The organism is Croceicoccus bisphenolivorans (assembly GCF_001634625.1).
GTDB classification, from domain to species: Bacteria; Pseudomonadota; Alphaproteobacteria; order Sphingomonadales; family Sphingomonadaceae; genus Croceicoccus; species Croceicoccus bisphenolivorans.
In genome coordinates this window covers 173,325-195,995 of sequence record NZ_LRSE01000002.1, presented here as the reverse complement: position 1 = coordinate 195,995, position 22,671 = coordinate 173,325, and the positions used below count along the sequence as shown (strand labels likewise).

Below are 22,671 nucleotides of genomic sequence, written 5' to 3'. Positions count from 1 at the left end.
AGTGCCGCATTGGTCGACGCACGTTTTGACAGGGCTTCGCAACCGGCTATGGCACGGGTGATGCGCCTTCTTTCATACCTGCCCACGGCATGGCCGCTGCTTTCCATCGCGGTGGTCGCCCTGTCCCTTGGCGGGCAGTCACCTGTCGTCCTTACCGGCGTGGCGCTGGCCGGAACGGTCATGGCCGCGGTCCACCATGCCGAAGTCATCGCCCACCGGCTGGGCGAGCCGTTCGGCACGCTGATCCTGGCCCTTGCCGTCACCGTACTGGAAGTGGGCCTGATCGTCACGCTGATGCTTGGCGCGGCGGAAGGGGCGGCAACGCTGGCGCGCGACACGGTGATCGCGGCGGTGATGATCATCCTCAACCTGCTGGTCGGCGTCTGCCTGCTGATCGGCGGCATCAGACACCACGAACAGTCGTTCCAGCAAACCGGCGTCAGCGCCGCACTGGCCGTGTTGTCGGCGCTGACGGTGCTCAGCCTCGTCCTGCCCAACTACACCGTCAGCGAGCCGGGGCCGGTCTATGCCGCGCCGCAGCTGATCTTCGTGGCGATCGTCTCGCTGTTCCTCTACGGCACTTTCGTCATGGTGCAGACGGTGCGCCACCGCGACTATTTCCTCCGGCCCGAAGGCTCGGTGGAAGGCGACACGGAAGAAGGCGGCGGTCACGTAACGCGCCGCAATGCGCTGATCTCGCTGGCGCTGCTGGTGGTCAGCCTCGCCTCTGTCGTGCTGCTGGCCAAGGGGCTGTCGAAACCGCTGGACGACGCGGTTGCCGCCGCCGGTCTTCCCAAGGCGCTGGTCGGCGTCGTGATCGCGGCACTGGTGCTCGCCCCCGAAGGGATCGCGGCCACCCGCGCCGCGCTTGCCAACCGGTTGCAGACCAGCCTGAACCTCGCGCTCGGCTCGGCATTGGCGACGATCGGGCTGACCATTCCGGCGGTCGCCATCGTATCGATCATGATAGACCTGCCCATCGCATTGGGCCTGACCGGCAAGGGCACTGTTCTGCTGCTGCTGACCCTGCTGGTGACGACGCAATCGCTGGCAACGGGGCGCACCACGGTGCTGCAGGGCGCAGTGCATCTGGTGATATTCGGCGTCTACCTGTTTACGACCGTGGTGCCGTAAGCGCCGAATTGGCGCTGTCCTACAGAGTGACAGCCTGTCAGTGTCGCTGCCGCTCTTTCAGATCGTCCGGATCCCCAAGGCAAGGTGTCACCCGTCACGGCACCGCGCAAGCCCGCACGAATGAGCGGTTTTCCGTGTTAAAGGCCGGGTGACAGGGTGTAACCTTTGTCACCCTTTCGCGCGTATCACGCAATCTTGCGGTCCGCGTCCCGCGCCAGCAAAGCCGCTGCCTCCATCGCGCCCATCGGCCTGCCGAACAGGAAGCCCTGGATCTTGGTGCAACCAAGCTGGCGGATGCGGTCCAGCTCGCGTTCGCTTTCGACGCCTTCCGCCGTGGTCGTCATGTCCAGCGCGTCGGCCATGGCGACGACGGCGCGGATGATGGCCAGCGATTCCGGGCTGTCCTTCGCCGCGCCCTGCACGAAGCTGCGGTCGATCTTGATCGTGGTGAAGCGATTGTTGCGAAGGTATCCCAGCGACGAATAGCCGGTGCCGAAATCGTCCAGCGCGATGCCGCAGCCCAGCGACTGGATCTGCTGCAGCGTGTTCTGCGCCGCGCCGCCATCGCGCAGGAAGATCGATTCGGTGACTTCCAGTTCCAGCCGTTCGGCGGCAAGGCCGCTGCTGGCCAGTGCCGAAACGACAGTGCTGGCAAAGCTGGCGTCCAGCATCTGCTCTGCCGAAACGTTCACCGCGATGCGAATGTTGCTCGGCCAGCGCGCTGCTTCCTCGCAAGCGCGGCGCAGCACCCATTCGCCGATCGGCACGATCAGGCGGGTGTCTTCCGCGATGGGGATGAACTTGGCGGGGCTGACCGATCCGAACTCGGCCGAGTTCCAGCGAATCAGCGCCTCGAAGCTCATCACCTGCTCGCTCATCGCATCGACGACCGGCTGGAAAGCCAGCGTCAGCTCGTCGCGTTCAAGCGCATGGCGCAGCGCGAATTCCAGCTTGCGGCGTTCTTCCGCATGGGCGTGCATCTGCGGTTCGTAGGCGAAGTGGCTGCCGCCGCCCTCGTCTTTCGAACGATAGAGCGCAAGGTCGGCATTGCGCATCAGCGTTTCCACCGTGCGCGCGTCACGCGGGCCGACTGCGGAGCCGACCGATGCGCCGACGTAAAGGGTGTGGTGGTCGACGTCGTAAGGCTTGCTCAATACGTCGATGATGGCATGGGCCATCCGGTCAACCGCATTGCGATCGTTGACGTCGGCCATGACGACGGCAAACTCGTCACCGCCCAGGCGGCCGCACGTGTCGTGCTGACCCATCAGGACACGCAGGCGGCGCGAAACCTGCGCCAGCAGTTCGTCACCGATCTGGTGGCCAAGCGTATCGTTCACGGCCTTGAACCGGTCGAGGTCGATCATCAGGAAGGCGCAGCGGGTGCGCCACTGTTCCGCGCGCTGGAGCGCCGTGCCCAGCGCCTCTGTCAGCATCATGCGGTTCGGCAGGCCGGTCAGCTGGTCGTAGCGCGCAAGCTGGGCGATCTTTTCGGCGGATTCGCGCTGTTCCGTGACGTCGGAACCAACCCCGCGAAAGCCGGAGAACTGGCCGTGTTCGTCATGCTTGGGAGTGCCCGAAAGCTCCCACCAGCGGTTGCGCCCGCCGACGTTCACGCGGACCATCAGGTTGGAGAAGCTCTCGCGCCGCTTCAGGCGTTCGGCAAGGTCGCGAAGGGACGAAGGCAGCGCGCCGGTTTCCCACCCCTCGCCCGCGATCAGGCGCAGAAGGGGTTGGCCGTCAGCTTCGTGCGGGTGCATCTGCAAGGCGTGGGCGAAACGGGGAGAAACACCGCGCACCCGGCGGGAGCTGTCCACGCTCCACAGCCAGTCCGCGCTGTTTTCCTCGAACTCGTGAAGCAGGAGAGAAACCGTTTCCGCCTTCTCGGCAAGGCTCGCCTCTGTCAGGCGCAGGCGCAAGTAGAGGCGGGAGAGAGCCAGCGCCCCGCCCGCGATCACAGCGCTGAAGGCCAGCTGCGCGGCAGCGGCCATGAAGTCGCCGTTGATCGCAGGGCCGATCGCGCCACCGACACCGAAAATGCCGATAAAGACGAGCGCGGCCGTCGGCACGACCGACAGCGAAAGCACGAAGACGCCCAGCAGCATGACGGTAACCGCGTACTGCGGTGCCGCCCCCGTGCTGAGCGCCTCGGGGAAAAGGATCATCGGCGCGGCCCAAAGCGCGCCGGCAAGACCGACCGTGGCAAGGTGCGTGCGCAGTTCATCGGCGGCGAGCTGGCGGCGTTCGGCATCGCTGAACGTGCGTTCCAGCCGCATCAGGGCCGCGGCCATCATCAGGACGAGGACGAACCAGCCGCCCGCAACCATGGCGCCCGCAGCGCTCTGCCAGATGGAAATGGCGGGAAGCGCGGCGCCGAGCAGGACCGCGAATCGCAGCCAGGCCCCGCGCGCCAATGCACCGTATTGCAGCCCTACCAGCCTGCCCGGGCGTTCATCCCCGCGGCGCAGCTTGCCCATGACACGGGCGGCCATGCCCTGCCGCGCCTCCACGGCGAAGGCATCCTCAAGATCGGCTTGCGGTGCCGGCACGGCGCTCTTGCGCGAAAGAAGTGAGCCCAACATGGCATCAGGCTAAGCCGATCAAGGTTTATTATCGGTAAAGACAGAGCGGAGAGATTCCGCAAACCCTGTCTGATCCGCAAACACCGTCAGGCATCCAACACCACGGCCCTGTCCCCGTTCGGGAATACCCTGTCCGCAGCGTGTGCCTTGACCGCACGGGCCAGCACAACAAGTTCGGCGTGCGGCAGATGGCGGGGATGGTGCGGCAAGCCCATAGTGCATTCCGCAACGCTCATCGCTAGTGTGAAAGAATATTGCGCGCTCAACCGAAACCGGCGCGTGTCATGATACCGGGAGAAATTGGAAACCATGCCGCAACCCGAGCTGATTTCAAGCGACCCGTGCACCGCCGAAGTGATCTGGCACGGCCCGCACGGCGATGTCGATGCCGCCGTCCGCGCGGCAACTGCCGCGAAGACCGACTGGGCCCGCCGTCCGTTGGGCGACCGGATCGCCATCGCCCAGACCTTCCGCGACACGGTGAGGCAAAGGGCGGACGATTTCGCCGTCCTGATCGCGAAAGAAACCGGCAAGCCCCACTGGGAGACGAAGACCGAAGTGGCGAGCGTTGCGGGAAAGGTCGACATCTCCATCGCCGCGCAGGCCGAACGGGCCGGAACGCGCGAAGGATCGGTGCAGGACATCCGCCAGGTTCTGCGGCACAAACCGCACGGCGTTCTGGGCGTACTCGGCCCCTATAACTTTCCGGCCCACCTGCCCAACGGTCACATCGTCCCGGCGCTGCTGGCCGGCAACACGGTGGTGTTCAAACCATCGGAGCTGACTCCCGCCGTCGCCGAATTCATGGCCGGATGCTGGCGCGATGCAGGTTTGCCCGATGGGGTGTTGACTGTCGTGCAGGGCGACGGCGCTGTCGGCAAGGCACTGGCCGGTCATCCGGCGCTGGACGGGCTGCTCTTCACCGGTTCGGCGAACACGGCCTCGGCCCTCGCCCGCCAGTACGCGGATACCCCGCACAAGATCCTTGCGCTGGAGGCAGGCGGGAACAATCCGCTGATCGTGTGGGACGTGGAAGACCTGGACGCGGCGGCAAGCATCGTAGTGCAGTCCGCCTACCTCTCATCCGGCCAGCGCTGCACCTGCGCGCGACGGCTGATTGTTGATGAGGGGCAAGCCGATGCCCTGATCGAGCGGATCGCGGCGTTGATCGACCGCATCATCGTCGGTGCTCCGTTCGACGAGCCGCAACCGTTCATGGGACCGGTGATCGACAATCGCGCGGCAGACCGCCTTGAAGCAGGAGCGGCGGCAATCGTTGCCGCAGGTGGCCGGGCATTGCGCCCGATGACGCGACCGGATCGGGAGAGACCGTTCCTGACGCCGGCGCTGATCGACGTGACCGGCCTGTCCTTGCCGGACGAGGAACTGTTCGGCCCGCTGCTGAAGATCGAAAGAGTGCCCGATTTCGACACCGCGATGGAGGTCGCCAATAATACGCGCTTCGGTCTTTCGGCTGGACTCGTGGGCGGCACGCTGGCGCTATATGATGCGTTCTGGGCGGGCAGCCGCGCCGGTGTCGTCAACTGGAACCGTCCGACGACCGGTGCCGCGTCCAATGCCCCGTTCGGCGGAATAGGGCTCAGCGGCAATCACCGGCCCAGCGCTTACTATGCTGCCGACTATTGCGCGTGGCCGGTCGCCAGCCTTGAACAGGACACGCCTGGCGGCGAGATCGCAACAGGTCTGCGCGATTAAGCGAAAAAGTACATGCCGTGCGACTGGCGGGATGGGAAGGGGGAGTCGTCGCACGGCATGTAAGTGGGTGGTTGTTCAGGCGAACTGGCCGGTGATGTGCGAGGGCCCGGCCACCTGAACTTCCAGCCCGCGTCCGCGACGGCGGGTCAGCCATTCGCGCACGGTTTCGATGGTCGTGTGGTCCATCGCCTTCACTTCACCCAGATCCAGCTTCACCCGGCAGTTGGGGCAGGATTCAAGGATGTGGTTGAGGCGCGTGAGGCTGAGGAACGTCGCCGTGCCGGAAAGGCGGACTTCGCTCTCCTCCGCCTGGTGATCCTCTTCCACGTTAAGCTTCAAGTTGCGGATATGCGGGATCAGTTCGAACAGCGTCAGCACCAGTCCCACGATCACGCCGGTCAGCAGGTCCACCGTAACGACAAGGATGAACGTTGCCGCCCAGATCGCCGCGGGGAACAGACCGTATGACGTGTAGAGATGGCGCACGTGCTTGAGGCTAACCAGTTTCAAGCCCGTCACCACCAGAACGCCGCCCAGCGCAGCCATCGGAATTTCGGCCAGCAACCACGGCAGAAGCGCGACGAAGCCGAGGATCCAGAAGCCGTGGATAATGGTGGAAAGCCGGGTCTTGGCCCCCGCCTGAACGTTGGCCGAACTACGCACGATAACACCGGTCATGGGCAATGCCCCGGCCGCGCCGCACAGCAGGTTGCCAATGCCCTGCGCCCGCAATTCCTTGTTGTAGTCAGTGCGGACACCGTCGTGCATCCGGTCAACCGCCGCTGCCGAAAGCAGCGTTTCCGCGCTGGCAATGAAGGCCAGAGCGACCGCCGTCATGATCAGCGCCGGATTGGCGAGCGGACTGAAGAAGTTGCCATCGGGCGGGATGATGGAACCGACAATGGAATCGGGCACCGCGATCCGCGCTACATCCAGGCCCATTGTCCAGGCAACGATCGTGGCGGCCATGACACCCAGCAAAGCGCCGGGAACAAGGCCTACGGACTTCGGCTTTACCTTTTCCCACCCCAGCATGATGCCGATCGTAAGCAGGCCGAGGCCAAGCGCGAGTTCCGTCGCGCGCAAGTCGAACGGAGTCAGGCCAAGGATACGCATCGGCATGGCGGCAAGATTCGCTACGCCGCTCGACATCGGCTGCTCGTCGAACAGGATGTGGAACTGGCCGATCACGATCAACGCACCGATGCCGGCCAGCATCCCGTGAACCACGGCAGGAGAGATGGAGCGGAACAGTCCGCCCAGCTTCGCCCAACCGGCAACGAGCTGCAGCAGACCGGCCAGCACCAGCACGGGGCCGAGTGCGGACAGGCCGTATTCGGTAACGAATTCGAACACGATGACGGCAAGTCCGGCGGCCGGGCCGCTGACCTGCAAGGGGGAGCCTGCGAAAAGGCCGACGACAATGCCGCCGATGATGCCCGTTATCAGGCCCTTTTCAGGTGGAACGCCCGACGCGATGGCGATGCCCATGCACAAGGGCATCGCCACGAGAAAGACGACGATGGAGGCGGTAAAGTCGGTCATCAGGACCTTCCAGCGACCGCCCTCTTGGGCAGCGTCGCTCATTCGGCGGCCTCTGCATAGGCGTGGCGGTTCTGGGCGTGGTGGGCGACGGGCAGTTCCTCGCCTTCACGAAGCGGGCGGAACTGGTCGGTCTCTCCGTCGAGGCCGAGGATCACGCCTTCGTGAATGTCGACGAACCAGCCATGCAGCGACAGCTCGCCGCGCGCCATTGCCGCGCTAACGGACGGGTGCGTGCGCAGGTTGTTGAGCTGGGCGATCACGTTTTCGAGGCTGATCGCGCGAACACGCTCGCCATCATCCAGATGACCCATGCAGCTGTCGACGATGTGGCTTGCCGCGCTGCCGTGGCGCAGCCATGCCGCGACGTTGGGCATACCTTCCAGCGTCTCGGGCTTGCTCAGCGCTTTCATCGCGCCGCAGTCGGAATGGCCGCACACGATGATGTCGGAAACCTTGAGCGCCATGACCGCATATTCGACGGTAGAAGACACGCCGCCGTTCATCGTTGCGAACGGGGGCACGATGTTGCCAGCGTTGCGGCACACGAACAGGTCGCCGGGCGCGGCCTGCATGATCTGTTCGGGCACGATGCGGGAATCGGCACAGGAAATCATCAGCGCTGTCGGGCTCTGGCCCTGCTTGGCCAGTCTGCCGAACAGTGCGCTACTCTCAGGATAAGTGGAGCGCTCGAAGGAAAAGACGCGACCGATAAATTCGTTCATGGGGTGGAAACTCCAGTCCGGGTTCGAGGGACGGGTTCCTGGTTATCGACGCTACATTTCGCACTCGCAGCACAGCTGTTTCAAATTGTTTCAGGCCTGATTTATCAGGGTCGGATCGTGCAAAGCCAATGGCAGGCGGATGGTCGCGGACAGGCCGCCTTGCTCGCGATTGCGGAGGACCAGTTCCCCGCCCTCCGTCCGCGCGATGCGATCGACGATGGCCAGTCCCAGCCCCATGCCGGGCGCATCGCGCCGCCGGGCATCATCCAGCCTGACGAATGGCTGGACCGCGTCTTCCAGCATTTCCTCGCCAATGCCGGGGCCGTCATCCTCGACCGAAATCACGTAGTCGTTGTCGTTCCGCGAAACCGACAGGGCAACGTTGCCGCCATAGTGCAAGGCGTTCTGGACAAGGTTTCCGATCGCGCGGCGCAGCGGCAGAGAGCGGGCCATGATATCAAGGTGCTCCGGTCCGGAATATGTCGCGTTGCGGCCGAGGTCTTGCTCCTTTTCGATGATAGTCATCGCCATCACGGCCAGATCCACCCGCTCACGCGGGCCGCTTTCACCCGCTCCATCGAGATAGGCCTGCATGGAGCCGACCAGTGCTTCGAGTTCCTCGATATCGGCGAACAGCGCCTCGCTATCCCGACCCGAGGGGGCAAGGGAGTCTACCCGCAAGCGCAAACGCAGCAAGGGCGTGCGCAAGTCGTGGCAAAGTGCCGCCACGGTCACGTTACGATTGCGCACGAGTTCGTGAATGCGCTTCTGCATGGCGTTGAAGGCATGGATCAGCTGCCGCACTTCCGCCGGGCCAACCTCCTCCACCGGTTGCGGCTGCCCTGACCCGACATGCGCACTGGCATGGACGAGCCGGCGCAGCGGGGCCAGCACGGCCTGCACCAGCACACAGGCAAGGATAATGAGCAACAGCGTGGGCACGGCCAGTACGGCAATGCGCTCGAGGTTCAGGGTCCGGGCCGTATGCATCTCGATGGAAAAATGCACCGACGAACTGTCGGACAAGGCCATCGACCCGTGAATATCGCCGCGCTGACCAAGAGCCGATAGAGTGAACCGAAGCGCCGCATTACGTAGTTCCGGCTCGCTATCGATGACTTGCGCGGCCAAGGCATCGAGCTGCACGTTGCGTTCAGGGCGAACATCGCCCGCCGCCCAGGCCACGGCAAAGCCGCCCGTCGTCAGCCGCACGGCGATATGTTCGCGCCGATCCACCGGCGCTTCGTCCAGCAGGCGGTGCGCGATGACCAGATGTTCGGCGATGCGCTCGGCCTCGTCGCCCTGGACGGAAAATTCGTTGGCCCGCTCGAACAGGAAGGCGTTGGCCACCATGTCCAACGCCACGGCCATGGCCACGATCGCCAGCAGACGGCCCATCAATCCCATGCGGGAAAACAGCCTCAAGCCGGCATAACCTCTGACGAAAGCATATAGCCGACGCCGCGTATCGTCGCGATGGGGGCATCCGCCCCTTCGCGGGAGAGTTTGCGGCGCAGGCGGCTGACCATCACGTCGATGCTGCGATCGGACGAATCGCCGATCCGGTCGCGCGACATCTCTATCAGGCGCTCGCGCCCGATGGCACGCCTGCTGTTCTGGACGAAGACCGTGAGCAGGTCGAATTCCGCCGTCGTCAGATCCACCAGCGCGCCATCGGGCGAGCGCAGTTCGCGCGATTGCTGGGACAGGGTCCACCCGTCGAACGTGACGGCGCCTGCATTGCGCGGTTCGCCGCTGCTGCCGTCCTTGGCATGGCGGCGCAGCACCGCACCGATCCGCGCAACGAGTTCACGCGTGGAAAACGGTTTGACGAGGTAGTCGTCCGCACCAAGCTCAAGCCCGATGATGCGGTCCGTCTCGCTGCCGCGGGCGCTGATAAAAATGACCGGCACCTCGCTCTGCTGGCGCAGCGTGCGCAGCAGGTCGATCCCGTTCGTGCCGGGCAGCATGATATCTAGCACGATCAGGTCGACCGGCCCGGCTTTCAAGGCCACCCACATTTCCGCACCGCTGACGGCGGTGCGCACGGCATAGCCGAACTGGCGCAGGTTGCGGGCAAGCAGCGTCCTGAGCGGCGGATCATCCTCTACGACGAGGATCGACGGCGATGTCATCGAAATTCCTGAAAAATCGGCTGCTGTTGGCGACAAGCTAGGAAACAGGTCCCGCTACTTCAACTCGCCTTTTTCCGCAGTCCGGACACGGCCTGCAGCAAGCCGCCAGCCTCTGCAGGGGCGATGCCGCTGGTCACGTCCTCTCCGAATTCGTCCTTGAAACGCAGCCGCCACGGCTCACGCGAACCGGCGCTATAGCCTTGCGCCAACCGCTCCATTTCAGCAGCCGAAAGTTCGAAACTCAGTGTCTGGAACACGCGGCATTCGCCGATCGCGGTGTCCTGATCGCAATATTCGCGCCCTGTCTTCTCGATCATGACCGGTCGCATCACCAGGGTGTCGCCGTCCATGAACTGGACATGCGTGAACTGGCGATAGGGCGACCAGTAAGCAAGATCGTGAACGACATGATAGGTCACGCTCCCCTCGTCCCGCGCGATCCGCGCCTTCATGTGCACGTCCCGGGCACGCGCCCCGTCCAGCGGACGCGAGCGCGAATAGGCATCCTGCGTGCTGACCACGAGTTCCGGTTCCAGGCGGTCGTCGATCACTTGCGCAGAGCCGGCAAATTCGGCCGGAGTGAGGCTGGCCAGCGAATTGGGCAGCTCCTCGATCGCCAAAGCGGGTGCCGACAGCATCGTGCCAGCAAGCAGACCGATGGCCAGCAACGGACGGGAAACAAGCGTAGGCCGCGATCCGGACAACATGAAGCGCAAGGAAACCTCCTGATGAGTAGTGCCCTTGCATCTATCCACGCGACTTGTCGGAAACTTATCGCAATCGTTACAGAGTGTTTCCGCGCGGTTCGCAACCGACCGCTTCGCGCGCGCCATTCGTTGCTCTCGCATTGCGCGCGCATGGCGTGGTAGAAACCTTGACGGCGCGCGCAATCGCAGCGAGTGATGGCAGAGGGGGAACGCGACATTGGGCGATCTTGGTTCTGGCCAAATCTGGCACGCGGAAAGCTGACCTTGCGCCGCGCCCTCCCCCTTTTCATCATCCTCGCCATGGCGCTGGCCGCGATCGGCATCTGGCTATTCACCCAAGGGCGGGCAATCGCGGTCGCCACGGCAAAGGCAGAACGCGGCCCCGCCGTCGAACTTGTCTATGCAACAGGGTTCGTGGAGCCGCAGCAGCCCGTAACGGTTTCAGCCCGGCTGACGGCACCGGTAAGGCGCGTGCTGGTAGAGGAAGGCGACAGGGTGACTGCCGGTCAGCCCCTGATCTTGCTGGACGATGCGGAACAGCGCGGATTGCTGGCGCAGGCGCAGGCCGATGCGCGCAATGCGATGCTGGCACGGCAGCGCATCTCCAAACTATATCAGGAAGGCTGGGCGACGAAGGCCGCTTACGATCAGGCCGTCGCGGCGGACAGTGCCGCCAGCGCCGCTGTCGATGCGCTGAAGGCGCGGGTGGACCAGACGGTGGTGCGCGCCGGCATTGCGGGCATGGTGCTGAAACGCGATGTCTATCCCGGCGATCTGGCAGTGCCGGGCAGGCAGTTGCTGCAACTGGGCGATCCGGCGCTTGCCCGCGTCACCGCCACAGTCGATGAACGCGATATCAGCCGGGTGCGGACCGGTCAGGAAGTCGTGATGTCGAGCGACGGAATCGACAAAGTGGTTCATGGCCGCGTCACCGAAATCACGCCCACCGGCGATCCCGGCCAGCGGGCTTTTCGCGTCAGGATCGGTCTGACCGACAGTGTCACGCTGCCGCTCGGCCTGACGCTCGAAGTCAACATCGTGACCGGCAGGCATGACAATGCGTTGCTCGTTCCGGCCAGCGCGATCGTCGACGAGCACCTGTTCGTGATAGAGGATCGCCGCGCGTACGAACGCAAGGTCAAGGCCGGCATTGCCGGACCGGACAAGGTGGAAATCCTGTCCGGCATCCGTGATGGGGAGACAGTGGCACTCAGCCCGCCGGCAACGCTGGAGGACGGGGACAGGGTCAGGCAATGATCCGACGCTTCGGCTTTCTGGTGTCGATCGCGCTGCGCCATATCGCGCGTCGCAAACGCCAGACCGCCGTGGCTGTCAGCGGCGTTGCGGTCGGGGTCGGCTTCTTCCTTGCGGTGTCCTCGATGATGGTGGGAAGCCAGAACGACTTCATTCGCCAGATGATCGATATCGCGCCTCACATCATCGTGTCCGACGAATTGCGCAGCCCGCCGCCCCAGCCCGGCGAAAGGGAATTCCACGGCGGCGCCATCGCCATGCGCGGCTACAAGCTGCGTCAGGAGGTTCGCGGCATCAAGGACTGGCAGGAAATCCTCGCCGCCGCAGAAAACATCCCCGGCGCGATCGCCTCGCCTAGCCTTTCGGGCGGTGTAACAATACAGATCGGCGGCCGCCAGGAAGCGCTGGCGATCATCGGCATCGATCCCGACATCGAAAGCCGGATCAGCACGATCGAGGAACAACTGAAGGTCGGTCGCCTGCGCGATCTGGAAACGACACAAGGCGGGGTCATCATCGGCGAGGAGCTGGCGAACAGGCTTGGCGTGCGGCCCGGCGACATCGTTTCGGCCAGTTCCGGCACGGTGCAAGCGCGCACACTGAAGATCGTCGGCCTGTTCAAGCGCGGCAACACTCTGCTTTCGTCCGGTTCCGGCTATGTCCTCCTGCGCGAGGCGCAATCCCTGCTGGGCAGGCCGTTCATCATCAACCGCATCGGGATCAAACTGGAAGACCCCTATGCGGCGCAAGCGGTTGCCGCCAATCTGGAGGCACGTTTCGGGTACAAGGCGCAAAGCTGGCAGGAACGATCGTCCGACATCCTCTCGCTGCTCGTCACCCGCAACATCATCATGTACACGGTGGTTTCCGCGATCCTGCTGGTGGCCAGCTTCGGCATCTACACCGTAGTGTCGACCAGCATCAGCGACAAGCAGCGCGACATAGCGATCATGCGTTCGATCGGCTTTTCCGAAGCCGACCTCAAACTGGTCTTCGTGCTGGAGGGGCTGCTTCTCGCGCTGGTGGGTGTGCTCATGGGCTGGCTGCTGGGCTATGGGCTGATCACCATCGTGGGCAACGTCAACCTGTCGTTCCTGGGCGACACGCAGATCCCGATCGACCGGTCGCCCCTGCAATACGCAATCGCGGCTGGCGCCTCGTTCCTGTCCGGCGCGGTTGCCGCATGGCTGCCGGCGCGAAAGACGGCACGGGTCGATCCGGTCGACATCCTGCGGGGTGCGACGTGAGCGCCCCCATCCTCGAAACGCGCTCCATTGGACGGACCCTGCCCGGCACGCCGCCGATCGAGCTTGTGCGCGATGTCAGCCTGACCATCGAGCCCGGCAAGTTCACCACGATCGTCGGCCCGTCGGGCTGCGGCAAAAGCTCGCTGCTCTACCTCCTCGGCCTGATCGACCGGCCGACGAGCGGGGAGTTGCTGTTCGAAGGACGCGAAGTAGGCAAACTGTCCGGCGACGCACGAGCAGCGCTGCGCCTGCGCCGGCTGGGCTTCGTGTTCCAGTTCCACTTCCTGCTGCCCGAATTCAGCGCGCGGGAAAACGTGATGATCCCGATGCAGCGGCTGCGAAAGCTGTCCTACGAAGCCTGCGCGGTGCGTGCGGACATGCTGCTGGCCGAACTGGGGCTGGAGGGCAAGGAGGCCAAAACGCCCGACAAGTTATCGGGGGGCGAGCGCCAGCGGGTCGCGATCGCGCGGGCGCTTGCCAACGACCCGATCCTGATCCTTGGCGACGAGCCGACCGGCAATCTCGACAGCCGCAACAGCGCAACCGTTGTAGAGCGGCTGAAGCGACTGGCCCACGACGAAGGCCGCGCCGTCGCCTGCGTGACCCACGATCTCGATATCGCGGAGCAATCCGATGTTCGCGTCGAAATGCTGGACGGACGGATAGAGCGCATTCACCGAAGATAAGCGCGCAATTGTGACGGTCGCACGGTCCGCCTTAAGCATCAGCCCCTCACCACTCCCAAAAAACAAAAGCAGATTGCCGTGAATGCGCCGGACGACGCATCGGACAAGCCAACGTTCGCCGCTGCGCGAAAGAGCCGCCTGATGAAAGAGCGCCTGACCGATGCGAAGATGCAGGGTTGCGGCTAGGCCAAGGTGTTGCCCATCATCACCGAAGACATCCTCAATGAAGCCGGGATTTCGCGCGACACCCACTACGCCTGTTTAAATCGGAAGGACTATGCTCTGGCTATGCCTTGGAAGGGTCACAAAACCAACATGCACAGCCTGCCCATCAATTTGTAATCTGTCGGGCAAAAACGATTGGTGTGAACAGCTGCGAAATGAGCTGCAGCAGCTTGCTCGGCTGGTTGGCGGAGGCGCTTCCGACATAGAGGACGTCCTCGTCGCTCAGCGCAAATTTCTGTGCGAGCAGGTAGGATACGGGCTGCAGCATGTTGAAATGAAAGACCGTCGGCACCTCATTCCCATCGGAGTCGCTTTCAAACCTGAAAACGAAGACAGCCGCACCGTCGGCCTGATTGTCGCTCGCACCGCCCGCGATGGCATTCCCGCAGCGGCAAGGGCAGTGCGCGCAATCTACGGCATTGACAACATACTGCGCGACTGCGTGGTGTTCGTCGCCGTGCCGTTTCAACTGGCGTCGATCTTTGTCGTCGGCGATCTGGCCGAGGTGGCGATTTGTCTATTCACGGCAAGCGTCGCGGCGTGGTTCGTGGTAATCTGCTATGTCCTCAAACGCCACGGCGTCGTGGCCGGTCGCATCACGCCCTGAAGAGCAGCTGCGCGCTTCAGCTGTGCGGTGCTTACACCCGACGCAAAAAGCTCTCCGCTTTCAGGCCCAGGCGCTCACGCCCTTATGCTGCAAGATACTGACACTCTGCCGAGCGTCGAGCTTTGAATGTCCTTATCGACAAGGCAGCGCTCCCCATTGGAATGGTTGTGAATGGCGGCGTGATCACCGGCATCGTTCAGCGCGGATGGGGGCGGGCAGGAGGGATCTCCCCCTCAGTGGTTGCGCGAGTTGCTGAGCAATGTAGTCAAAGCCGATCTGACCGCGCCACAGAAGCTATGATCCACGCAAGCGAGTCCAATTTGCTCCAGACGGCGAATGCAATTGCTGTCTGGAGCACCGCGCCTTCGTTCAACCTGAAAACGTGTGCCTAGCCACACCCCGCAGACCCACGCAATAACGATACTTGTCGTATTGCAATTACAGCGAATGGCCTATACATCGACACGGTCGCGGCACCGGCATGAGATCGGTGAAAGCGCATGGAGCGGAAATGATGGTAGAAGTTGCAGGCAAATTGGACCATCGCTCTCCGGCAAGCGTCCTGCCGATCAACCGCAGGGCCCTGCTTGGAGTCGGCGCTACCGCATTGGCAGGCGCTGCCCTCGCTCCATTGCTGACCGCCAGGGCAGCAACAGGCACCGGTTCGGTCCGTTTCGTTATTGTTGACCGCAAGCATGCGCAAAGCCGCCGATTCGCGTCAGCCATGGCCGCCGAAGGGGCCGAGGCACTCGACGTGAACGATGGCCTTACGGCTCTCTGGTCGCAGCGGCTGGTTCCGCTGTGGCGCAATCCACAGGGCGCGGTCGTCGGGCTAACCACCCGCTCAGTCTGGGATGGGCTGTCGCAGCAGGCGATGGGCCAGTTCCGCAAGGCGCGACTTATCGGCATCCATCATATCGACCAGTCGCACGGTCGCGCGAGGCATTCCGTCGAAGTCCCCGCCAGCCGGCGGGCCATGCTGGCAAGCGGCGGGTTCGACACGGCGGCATGGCCCGACCGGATTGCGCAAGTCGTCACGCAATGCGTCGGCGCGGATCGCCGCGACATGCAGGCCTGCCGGTTCGGCGATGCTACCATCCCCGCACAGGCGGGCACCCAACTCGTTTCATGGATGATCGTCTAAAGCTATGAGAACGCCCCCCGGAATTTCGCCGTCGGATTTCTCCGCCGCCCTTGCAGAATTTGCCGGCGTGGTCGGCAAGGACTGGGTCTTCTCCAGCGAGGAAGATCTGGACCTTTATCGCGACGCTTATTCGCCCCTGCGCGGGACGGACGAGGACCGCATGGCCTCCGCCGCTGTTGCGCCTTCCTCGGCGGAGGAAGTGCAGGAAGTAGTGCGCATCGCCAACCGGCGGAGCATCCCGCTCTATGCGATCTCGACGGGCCGAAACCTCGGCTACGGCGGATCGGCCCCGGCCTATTCGGGAAGCGTGGTGGTGGACCTCAAGCGGATGAACCGCATCATCGAGGTTAGCGACAGCAACTACCACGCCATCGTCGAGCCGGGCGTCAGCTATTTCGACCTCTACAACTACATCCAGGAAAAGGGGCTGAAAGTCTGGCTGGACGTGCCCGATCCGGGCTGGGGCAGCCTTGTCGGCAATGCGCTGGACCATGGTGTCGGCCATACCGCATCGCGCTTTCGCAACCATTTCGACGCGCATTGCGGCATGGAAGTGGTGTTGGCGAACGGCGAGATCATGCGCACCGGCATGGGCGCGATGCCGGGGTCGAAGACCTGGGCTCAATACAAGAACGGCTTCGGCCCGATCATCGACGGCATCTTCTCGCAATCGAACTTCGGGATAGTGACCAAGATGGGCTTCTGGCTGATGCCCGAGCCCGAGGCGTTCATGACTTGCGTGGTCGAAGCGCCGCGCTACGACGACCTGCACGGGCTGGTCGAGACCATCAAGTACGTCGAGAACCTTGGCATCGCGCCGGGACCGCCAGAGATGTCGAGCCCGCTGCTCGCCGCTGGCGGCGACACGAAAACGCTTGTCGACGTATTTTTCAACGGTCCGCCCAAGCTGGACAAGCACCATGGCGACCTGATCGCCGGGGCCAGGCTCGGCTATTCCAAGGCGCTTGAGGATTTCGGGCTTGAGAACAAGATCCCGTACTGGACCGTCACGCTGACGTTCTACGGCCCCAAAAAGGTCGTGGCAGCGCAGTGGGAAGCGGTGCAGGACATCGCATCGGCCCGTATCAAAGGCGCGACGTTCCGGTCGGGCGAGATCCTGACGGACGCGAAAGACGCCTCAGACAAGCAGCTGATCTACCCTCAGAACGTAGGCGTCCCGAACCTCGAGTTCTTCGCCTTCGGCACGCGCGCGGGCGGCAATCCGCAGACCGCGAACGGGCACATGTGGTTCTCTCCCGTCATTCCGCAAAGCGCCGACGGTATTCTCGAAGCGAACCGCGTGTTCGAAGAAGCGCAGCGCACGATCCCCGTGTTGAAAAACCTGCCGATCTTCAACCTGCGGCCGTTCTCCTTGCCCTCCCCGTTCTATGAACGGTCGTTCCTGTTCATTCTGGGTTTTCCGATCGTCGATGACCCAGACGTCAACAAGGCCGTCATTGCCGCGTTCCGCGAACTGATCCGGGTCGGTGCGGAGCATGGCTGGGGCGAATATCGCACGCCCACGATCTTTCAGGATCAGGTGATGGAAACCTATTCGTTCAACGACAATGTTCTGCGACGCTTTCACGAAAGTGTGAAGGACGCGGTGGACCCCAAAGGCATCCTGTCGCCCGGTCGCTACGGCATCTGGCCAAGCCATCTCAGGAAGAAATCATGATCCGCAACATCGCGCCGCTGGCTGCCCTTGCATTCACCCTGGCCGCCTGCTCCCAAGGGGAAACCAGCGATGCCACCACAGGCGAAGGCGGCACAGTGGCAGCGGCGCCGGCATCTCCGGGCAAGCAGGTCTTCGACAAATGGTGCGCCCCCTGCCACGCGCCTGGGCCACGCTATCCCGGCACGGCGTCGCTGGAGGTGAAATACAACGGCGAAATCCCCGCCGCGCTGGAAGAACGCGACGACCTGACACCCGAAGTCGTCGAATATTTCGTCAGGAACGGGGTGATGATCATGCCACCGTTCCGCAAGACGGAGATTACGGATGCCGAACTGGCAGCGCTGGGCGCCTACCTGAGTCGCCAGCCCGAACCAGCCTCGTCGCCCGACGGGAACTGACCCAGCAAGGCTAGCGAAGAGCGGCGCAATGACAAGACGCCGCACGTCAATGCCCCGGAGAAGCGCAGCACGATGCCTTTCATCGGGCGCCAGGGACACGGATGGCGTGCAGGCAACAGGACAGAGGATGTATCGAGATGATTGATGCCAAGCGGATCAGCAACGGCCCGGTTCAGGACCGGCTGAAGGACAAGGTCTGCCTGATCACGGGTGCGGGCGGCGGACAAGGCCGGGTCGTCGCATTGCTGTTCGCCCAGGCCGGGGCGCGGGTCTATGCCAGCGACGTCAACGCCAAGACGCTGGCCGCCACGCAAGAACTGGCCGACGACATGGGCCTGTCTATCACCACCACCGTCGTCGATGCATCGTCGCAAGAACAGACGCTGGCTTGGGCTGACGAAGCCGTGACGCGCGAAGGCCGGATCGACGTACTCTACAACAACGGCGCCCACGTCCACATGGCTCCATTTTCTGAGATGACGGCAGAGCAGTGGCACGAAACGATCCGGCTCGAACTCGACGTCATTTTCATGCCCACCAAGGCGGTCTGGCCGATCATGACCCGCCAGCAGAACGGATCGATCATCAACATCGCCTCGTGCCAAGGAGTCCTTGCTTCCGAAGGCCTTGGTGGCAGCGCGCATTCCGCCGGCAAGGGCGGCGTGATCGCGGTGACGCGGCAGCTCGCGCTGGAAGGGGCGCCGCACTGGATTCGGGTCAACTGCATCTCGCCCGGCCCGATCATGGGACCGACGCTGCAGCAGGCCTATGACGGCAGCGAGCACTTTCGCGCGTTGTTCGACAGCACACCAATGCTGGAACGCCACGGCTTCCCGCCCGACGTAGCCTACCTCGGTATCTATCTCGCCTCCGACGAATCGCAGTTCATTACGGGCGTCAACATCCCGGTCGACGGCGGGGCGGTGCAAAAAGTCGGCACGTTCCTGTCTCGCGCGAACGCCAACTGACCAAAAGCCGCCAAGCGGTCGTGCAAGGAGACGAAAGGTGCGGTCGATCTAGCGCTGACTTGTCTCAACTTGCGACCTCTCGCCGCCGGGAGGAAGCGGCTGAGCCGTCTGCAGATAATCCAGCGCCAGCATGCTCATCGTCACCACGCCTTGTTTGAGAGCGGCTTCGTTGAGCATGAAAGTCGGCGTATGGACGTCAGGCACCGTCCCCTTCCGCTCCGCTTCGGGCATGTTCACGCCCAGGAAAACGAACAAGCCGGGAATGTCCTTCATATAGTGGGAAAAGTCCTCGGATCCCATCACCAGCGCCATTTCGCGCAAGTGACCACCTGATGCCTTGCGCAGCGTCGGCTCCATCCGCTTGACGAGGTCCGGATCGTTATAGACGACCGGTGCATAGGGATCGACCGTGACTTCGGCCTTCGCACCGGCCGATGCAGCAATACTTTCAGCCGTACGCCGCACGCGCGCGATCAGGTCCTCTCGCATTTCCGAATCGAAAGTGCGGATTGTTCCTACCATCTCAACGCTTTCGGGCATGATATTGCTGGCAGTGCCACCTTCGATCTGGCCGATAGTAATCACTGACGGGGCCTTGGAGGCATCGAGCTGGCGGCTGGGTATAAGCTGCAGCGCCAGCATGATCTGCGCAGACGTCACGACCGGATCGACGCCGTGCCATGGCTGCGAGCCATGGCTTTGCGCGCCTGTCACCGTGATGCTCAATCTATCCGCCGCGGCCATCTGCCCCCGCGCCCGGTAAGAAACGGTTCCGGCCTCACCCGGCCACACATGCTGACCGAAGATTGCCTCCGGCCGATAAGCGCCAGAAAGCGCACCCTCTTTCAGCACAAGTCTGGCCCCGCCCTCTTCCCCGTCCGGCGCGCCTTCCTCTGCAGGCTGGAACAGGAACAGGATCGTACCGGCAATTTCCGAACGCATGGACGCCAGGACTTCGGCCGCCCCCATGAGAATCGCCGTGTGCGCGTCGTGGCCGCAGGCATGCATCACGCCAACCTCGCGGTCTCCTCGTATTGCCTTTACCGTGGAAGCGAAAGGCAGTCCCGTGCGTTCGGTAACCGGCAAGGCATCCATGTCTGCGCGCAGCGCGATCACAGGCCCCGGCTTTCCGCCCTTCAGAACGCCAATCACGCCGGTATGCGCCACTTGCGTACGCACTTCATCGAATTTCAGAGCCTGCAGATGCCGCGCGACCAGCGAGGACGTCCGGAACTCACGGTTCGCCAGTTCGGGATGTTCATGAATGTCGCGGCGCCACGCGATGACCTTCGCCTCTACCTGATCGGCGCGTGACCGCACTTGAGCGGTCATATCTTCAGCCGCCACCGGCGCAGCAATCGACAGCAGGCAGGGCAACATGAAGAAAGGACGGCGCATTGTAAAACTCCCGGGTAGAAACGGAACCGGCCCGGAAGAGACTTCCGAGCCGGCCAATCCATTGCATGCTTCAGAAGTCGAAGCTGAAGCGTGCGCCGATCGTGCGCGGCCTGTTGGCCAAAACGACGTATGGATCGTTGATGGTGTTGAACACCGTCAGTTGGGCCGCCTTGTCAAACAAGTTGTTGGCATAGAGGTCGAGGCGGAAGTGTTCGAAGCGCAGCTGACCGCGCACATCCACCAGAGTGTATGCCTTGGTCGGCAGGTTGAAATCGCTGTCGTAATAGCTGTTTTCGATGCGGCCGGTGTGGCTGACAGAGAATCCGACCGAGCCATCCGCCGTATCCGAAACAGGAAACTCCTGATCGGCGGACACGCTGAAGTTCACCTTGGGAACGCGTGTTAGACGCGTACCCTTCAGGGCGTCATTGCCGAGCTCACCGATATCCCGCGTCAACTTGGCGTCGGTGTAATTGCCTGCGAACACCAGCGTCGTCCCGTAGAACGGCCGTGCGGTCAGATCGACTTCGACACCCTTGGAACGGGCCGCACTGCCTTCGATATTGCCCACGCCCGAGAAAGCGCCACCCGGCCCGAAGCGTTGCTCTACCTGCAGGTTGTTGAGGTCGATCAGATAGGCAGCGACATTCAGCGTGAGCGCGCGGTTCAGCCAGCTCGTCTTGGCACCGATCTCGTAGTTGACGGTCGAGTCCGGATCATATTGCGCCGGAACGCCCGAGTACGATGAAGCGTTGGTGCCGCCCGAACGGTAGCCTTCGGCGTACTGTGCATAGACCAGCGCATCGGGGGTGACCTTGTAAGAGACAACGCCCTTGAAGATGGCGTCGGTGTTCTTGGCCTTGGCCGACGTCGTTCCCGGCGCCCCCAGTCCGAAAAAGGGCACGATCGTTTCCGAAACAAGCGAACGCTTGGTCTGGAACCAGCGGGCGCCACCGGTCACCGACAGACGATCGGTGATGTCCACGGTCGCTTCGCCAAATACTGCCAGATCCTTGGTCTTGTCGTCGAACTTGCGCTGGGAAATGAAATCTTGCGTGAAGTCCGAACGACCGGTGACCGGATCGACAACGGTGGTGGAGGTCATGAAACTGTTGTCGCGATCGGAATAGAACACGCCGATAACGCCGTTCACCGAACCCGGCAGCTTGGTTGCCAGGCGCAGCTCGCCAGACCACATTTCCGACTGCTGCGGTGCGTAAGAAATGCTACCCGCCGGGATATCTACCTCAGGGAACTCGCCGATGCGCTGCAGATATTCGAAATAACGGAACGACGGGCCATTGTCGGTGTTGTCGATCACGCTGCGGTCGAGATACGAGCCGGACGCCGTCACGGTTGCCCATTCGATATCGCGCTCTGCGGTCAGCGCGTAGATATTCACCTCGTCGCGGCGCTCCTCGCGGCCAATCTGGGAAACGGCGCGTTCGCCGGCAGCCGGGAAGAAGTTACCGTTTTCGGTATCGCTGGTCGGAATCCAGATGTCATAGGGGCGCGTGTAAGCACGACCGCCGGTCTTCAAATTCTGATAGAAGTACTGCCCAGTGATGGTCGTCCGGTCATCCGGCGTCAGCGCAACGCTGGCGCGGATACCTTCGCGCCGGGTATCGTTGAAGTCCTTCTCGTCGCGGTAGATGTTGTCCACGAACCCGGAGTAGTCCTCGGTGTAGCCTACGACACGCACCGCCAGAACGTCGTTCACGATGGGCACGTTGACCATGGCGCGGATCGCCAGATTCTCGCCACCATCCTTGGTCGTCGAAAGCTCACCCTGGGCGGAACCGGCCAACTCGCCGGGATCCGCCTTGTTGGTCACGAAACGGATTACGCCGGACTGCGAGTTCGAGCCGTAGAGCGTTCCCTGCGGACCGCGCAGCACTTCGATTTGCTTTACGTCGTAGAGCTGGAGGTCCGGCTGGCGGCCGCCAAAATCGGTCGCCGCGCCGCCGATACCGGTCATCGGGATATTGTCGTAGTAAACCGCCGTCTGCGCTTCACCTGCGGCATTGATGCCTCGCAGGATATAACGCTTGTCGCCGGCACCGCTGTCGATGAAATTAAGGCCCGCCACACTGCGGGCAAAGTCGGAAAACTCCGCTACGCCGCGCGTTTCAAGCTGCTCTTGACCCAGCACGGCAATGCTCGACGGCACGTCCTGGATCTTCTGGTTTTCCCGCTTTAGCGCGGTCACCACGATTTCGTTGGAATCTGCAGCTTCCGGTGCAGACTGCGCATAGGCCGGAACAGCGATGCATGCCGCACCTGTCATCAGAACGCCAAGTGACTGTCTCAAGTTCATTTTACCCCCCTTTTTTTCGTCGCGCGGTGGCGCTGGCGGTATCGTTGAAACTGGATCTGGCGATCTGCCCCACGGATGACATTCCCGTGGCTGAACCGTCACCAGATTGAAATAGATTAACACGTTATATTTTTACTGCAAGATAGTTTAACGTGATAAATATCAGGTTGTTATGAGATTTATCTCATTGATATTAGTTGTTTTTAGT

General features: G+C 62.9%; 18 protein-coding genes. 10 read left to right on the top strand and 8 right to left on the bottom strand.

Features of this window, described 5'->3' with window-relative positions:
* The first annotated feature begins 60 nt into the window (after nucleotides 1-60).
* Nucleotides 61-1,134, top strand: a complete 1,074-nt coding sequence (locus A7A77_RS02555; protein ID WP_066553517.1) for a calcium:cation antiporter — start codon at nucleotides 61-63, stop codon at nucleotides 1,132-1,134.
* Between the two features lie 185 nt (nucleotides 1,135-1,319).
* Here A7A77_RS02555 and A7A77_RS02550 read toward each other — a convergent pair whose 3' ends face one another.
* Nucleotides 1,320-3,716, bottom strand: coding sequence for a putative bifunctional diguanylate cyclase/phosphodiesterase (locus A7A77_RS02550; RefSeq protein WP_066553044.1), 2,397 nt, complete (start codon nucleotides 3,714-3,716; stop codon nucleotides 1,320-1,322).
* A gap of 309 nt (nucleotides 3,717-4,025) precedes the next feature.
* Between A7A77_RS02550 and astD the strand changes: the two genes are divergently transcribed.
* Entirely contained in the window at nucleotides 4,026-5,432 is a 1,407-nt protein-coding gene (gene astD, locus A7A77_RS02545; RefSeq protein WP_066553041.1) for a succinylglutamate-semialdehyde dehydrogenase, read from the top strand.
* A gap of 75 nt (nucleotides 5,433-5,507) precedes the next feature.
* On the opposite strand, the gene A7A77_RS02540 is transcribed toward astD, so the two are convergent.
* The 5 genes from A7A77_RS02540 to A7A77_RS02520 form a co-directional block, all read right to left on the bottom strand.
* Complete coding sequence (locus tag A7A77_RS02540) at nucleotides 5,508-7,019, bottom strand: SulP family inorganic anion transporter (RefSeq protein ID WP_066553039.1); 1,512 nt, start codon at nucleotides 7,017-7,019, stop codon at nucleotides 5,508-5,510.
* Nucleotides 7,016-7,699, bottom strand: a complete 684-nt coding sequence (locus tag A7A77_RS02535; RefSeq protein WP_066553038.1) for a carbonic anhydrase — start codon at nucleotides 7,697-7,699, stop codon at nucleotides 7,016-7,018. Before A7A77_RS02535 ends, A7A77_RS02540 begins: the two co-directional genes overlap by 4 nt.
* A gap of 90 nt (nucleotides 7,700-7,789) precedes the next feature.
* Nucleotides 7,790-9,106, bottom strand: a complete 1,317-nt coding sequence (locus A7A77_RS02530; protein WP_066553037.1) for an ATP-binding protein — start codon at nucleotides 9,104-9,106, stop codon at nucleotides 7,790-7,792.
* 14 nt (nucleotides 9,107-9,120) lie between these two features.
* A complete protein-coding gene (locus A7A77_RS02525; protein WP_066553034.1) occupies nucleotides 9,121-9,834 on the bottom strand; it encodes a response regulator in 714 nt (237 codons plus the stop codon).
* A gap of 59 nt (nucleotides 9,835-9,893) precedes the next feature.
* A complete protein-coding gene (locus A7A77_RS02520) occupies nucleotides 9,894-10,550 on the bottom strand; it encodes a hypothetical protein (RefSeq protein ID WP_156500339.1) in 657 nt (218 codons plus the stop codon).
* Between the two features lie 186 nt (nucleotides 10,551-10,736).
* Here A7A77_RS02520 and A7A77_RS02515 point away from each other — a divergent pair, with 186 nt between their 5' ends.
* The 8 genes from A7A77_RS02515 (at nucleotide 10,737) to A7A77_RS02480 (ending at nucleotide 18,748) form a co-directional block, all read left to right on the top strand.
* Nucleotides 10,737-11,798 carry an efflux RND transporter periplasmic adaptor subunit gene (locus A7A77_RS02515; protein ID WP_245638366.1) on the top strand — a complete coding sequence of 354 codons (1,062 nt, stop codon included), beginning with the start codon at nucleotides 10,737-10,739 and terminating at the stop codon, nucleotides 11,796-11,798.
* Entirely contained in the window at nucleotides 11,795-13,042 is a 1,248-nt protein-coding gene (locus A7A77_RS02510) for an ABC transporter permease (protein ID WP_066553021.1), read from the top strand. The genes A7A77_RS02515 and A7A77_RS02510 overlap by 4 nt, the downstream gene beginning before the upstream one ends.
* Entirely contained in the window at nucleotides 13,039-13,728 is a 690-nt protein-coding gene (locus A7A77_RS02505; protein ID WP_066553013.1) for an ABC transporter ATP-binding protein, read from the top strand. Before A7A77_RS02510 ends, A7A77_RS02505 begins: the two co-directional genes overlap by 4 nt.
* Before the next feature lie 277 nt (nucleotides 13,729-14,005).
* Nucleotides 14,006-14,560 (top strand): hypothetical protein, encoded by a 555-nt coding sequence (locus A7A77_RS18240; RefSeq protein ID WP_216635532.1) that lies wholly within the window; start codon nucleotides 14,006-14,008, stop codon nucleotides 14,558-14,560.
* Nucleotides 14,561-15,071: 511 nt separating this feature from the next.
* Nucleotides 15,072-15,704, top strand: a complete 633-nt coding sequence (locus tag A7A77_RS02495) for a hypothetical protein (RefSeq protein WP_066552997.1) — start codon at nucleotides 15,072-15,074, stop codon at nucleotides 15,702-15,704.
* 4 nt (nucleotides 15,705-15,708) lie between these two features.
* A complete protein-coding gene (locus A7A77_RS02490) occupies nucleotides 15,709-17,382 on the top strand; it encodes an FAD-binding oxidoreductase (RefSeq protein WP_066552994.1) in 1,674 nt (557 codons plus the stop codon).
* Nucleotides 17,379-17,780, top strand: coding sequence for a c-type cytochrome (locus A7A77_RS17410; protein WP_082835851.1), 402 nt, complete (start codon nucleotides 17,379-17,381; stop codon nucleotides 17,778-17,780). Before A7A77_RS02490 ends, A7A77_RS17410 begins: the two co-directional genes overlap by 4 nt.
* Nucleotides 17,781-17,917: 137 nt before the next feature.
* Nucleotides 17,918-18,748 carry an SDR family NAD(P)-dependent oxidoreductase gene (locus tag A7A77_RS02480; RefSeq protein WP_066552992.1) on the top strand — a complete coding sequence of 277 codons (831 nt, stop codon included), beginning with the start codon at nucleotides 17,918-17,920 and terminating at the stop codon, nucleotides 18,746-18,748.
* A gap of 48 nt (nucleotides 18,749-18,796) precedes the next feature.
* Here A7A77_RS02480 and A7A77_RS02475 read toward each other — a convergent pair whose 3' ends face one another.
* Both A7A77_RS02475 and A7A77_RS02470 read right to left on the bottom strand, forming a co-directional pair.
* Nucleotides 18,797-20,146, bottom strand: a complete 1,350-nt coding sequence (locus tag A7A77_RS02475; protein WP_066552990.1) for an amidohydrolase — start codon at nucleotides 20,144-20,146, stop codon at nucleotides 18,797-18,799.
* A 70-nt stretch (nucleotides 20,147-20,216) separates the two neighbouring features.
* A complete protein-coding gene (locus tag A7A77_RS02470; RefSeq protein ID WP_245638365.1) occupies nucleotides 20,217-22,586 on the bottom strand; it encodes a TonB-dependent receptor in 2,370 nt (789 codons plus the stop codon).
* Nucleotides 22,587-22,671 lie beyond the last annotated feature (85 nt).

Coding starts and splice junctions, on each gene's coding strand:
- A7A77_RS02555 (WP_066553517.1), top strand. CDS start 61: ATGCGCCTTCTTTCATACCTGCCCACGGCATGGCCGCTGCTTTCCATC.
- A7A77_RS02550 (WP_066553044.1), bottom strand. CDS start 3,716: ATGTTGGGCTCACTTCTTTCGCGCAAGAGCGCCGTGCCGGCACCGCAA.
- astD (WP_066553041.1), top strand. CDS start 4,026: ATGCCGCAACCCGAGCTGATTTCAAGCGACCCGTGCACCGCCGAAGTG.
- A7A77_RS02540 (WP_066553039.1), bottom strand. CDS start 7,019: ATGAGCGACGCTGCCCAAGAGGGCGGTCGCTGGAAGGTCCTGATGACC.
- A7A77_RS02535 (WP_066553038.1), bottom strand. CDS start 7,699: ATGAACGAATTTATCGGTCGCGTCTTTTCCTTCGAGCGCTCCACTTAT.
- A7A77_RS02530 (WP_066553037.1), bottom strand. CDS start 9,106: ATGGGATTGATGGGCCGTCTGCTGGCGATCGTGGCCATGGCCGTGGCG.
- A7A77_RS02525 (WP_066553034.1), bottom strand. CDS start 9,834: ATGACATCGCCGTCGATCCTCGTCGTAGAGGATGATCCGCCGCTCAGG.
- A7A77_RS02515 (WP_245638366.1), top strand. CDS start 10,737: ATGGCAGAGGGGGAACGCGACATTGGGCGATCTTGGTTCTGGCCAAAT.
- A7A77_RS02510 (WP_066553021.1), top strand. CDS start 11,795: ATGATCCGACGCTTCGGCTTTCTGGTGTCGATCGCGCTGCGCCATATC.
- A7A77_RS18240 (WP_216635532.1), top strand. CDS start 14,006: ATGCTCTGGCTATGCCTTGGAAGGGTCACAAAACCAACATGCACAGCC.
- A7A77_RS02495 (WP_066552997.1), top strand. CDS start 15,072: ATGATGGTAGAAGTTGCAGGCAAATTGGACCATCGCTCTCCGGCAAGC.
- A7A77_RS02490 (WP_066552994.1), top strand. CDS start 15,709: ATGAGAACGCCCCCCGGAATTTCGCCGTCGGATTTCTCCGCCGCCCTT.
- A7A77_RS17410 (WP_082835851.1), top strand. CDS start 17,379: ATGATCCGCAACATCGCGCCGCTGGCTGCCCTTGCATTCACCCTGGCC.
- A7A77_RS02480 (WP_066552992.1), top strand. CDS start 17,918: ATGATTGATGCCAAGCGGATCAGCAACGGCCCGGTTCAGGACCGGCTG.
- A7A77_RS02475 (WP_066552990.1), bottom strand. CDS start 20,146: ATGCGCCGTCCTTTCTTCATGTTGCCCTGCCTGCTGTCGATTGCTGCG.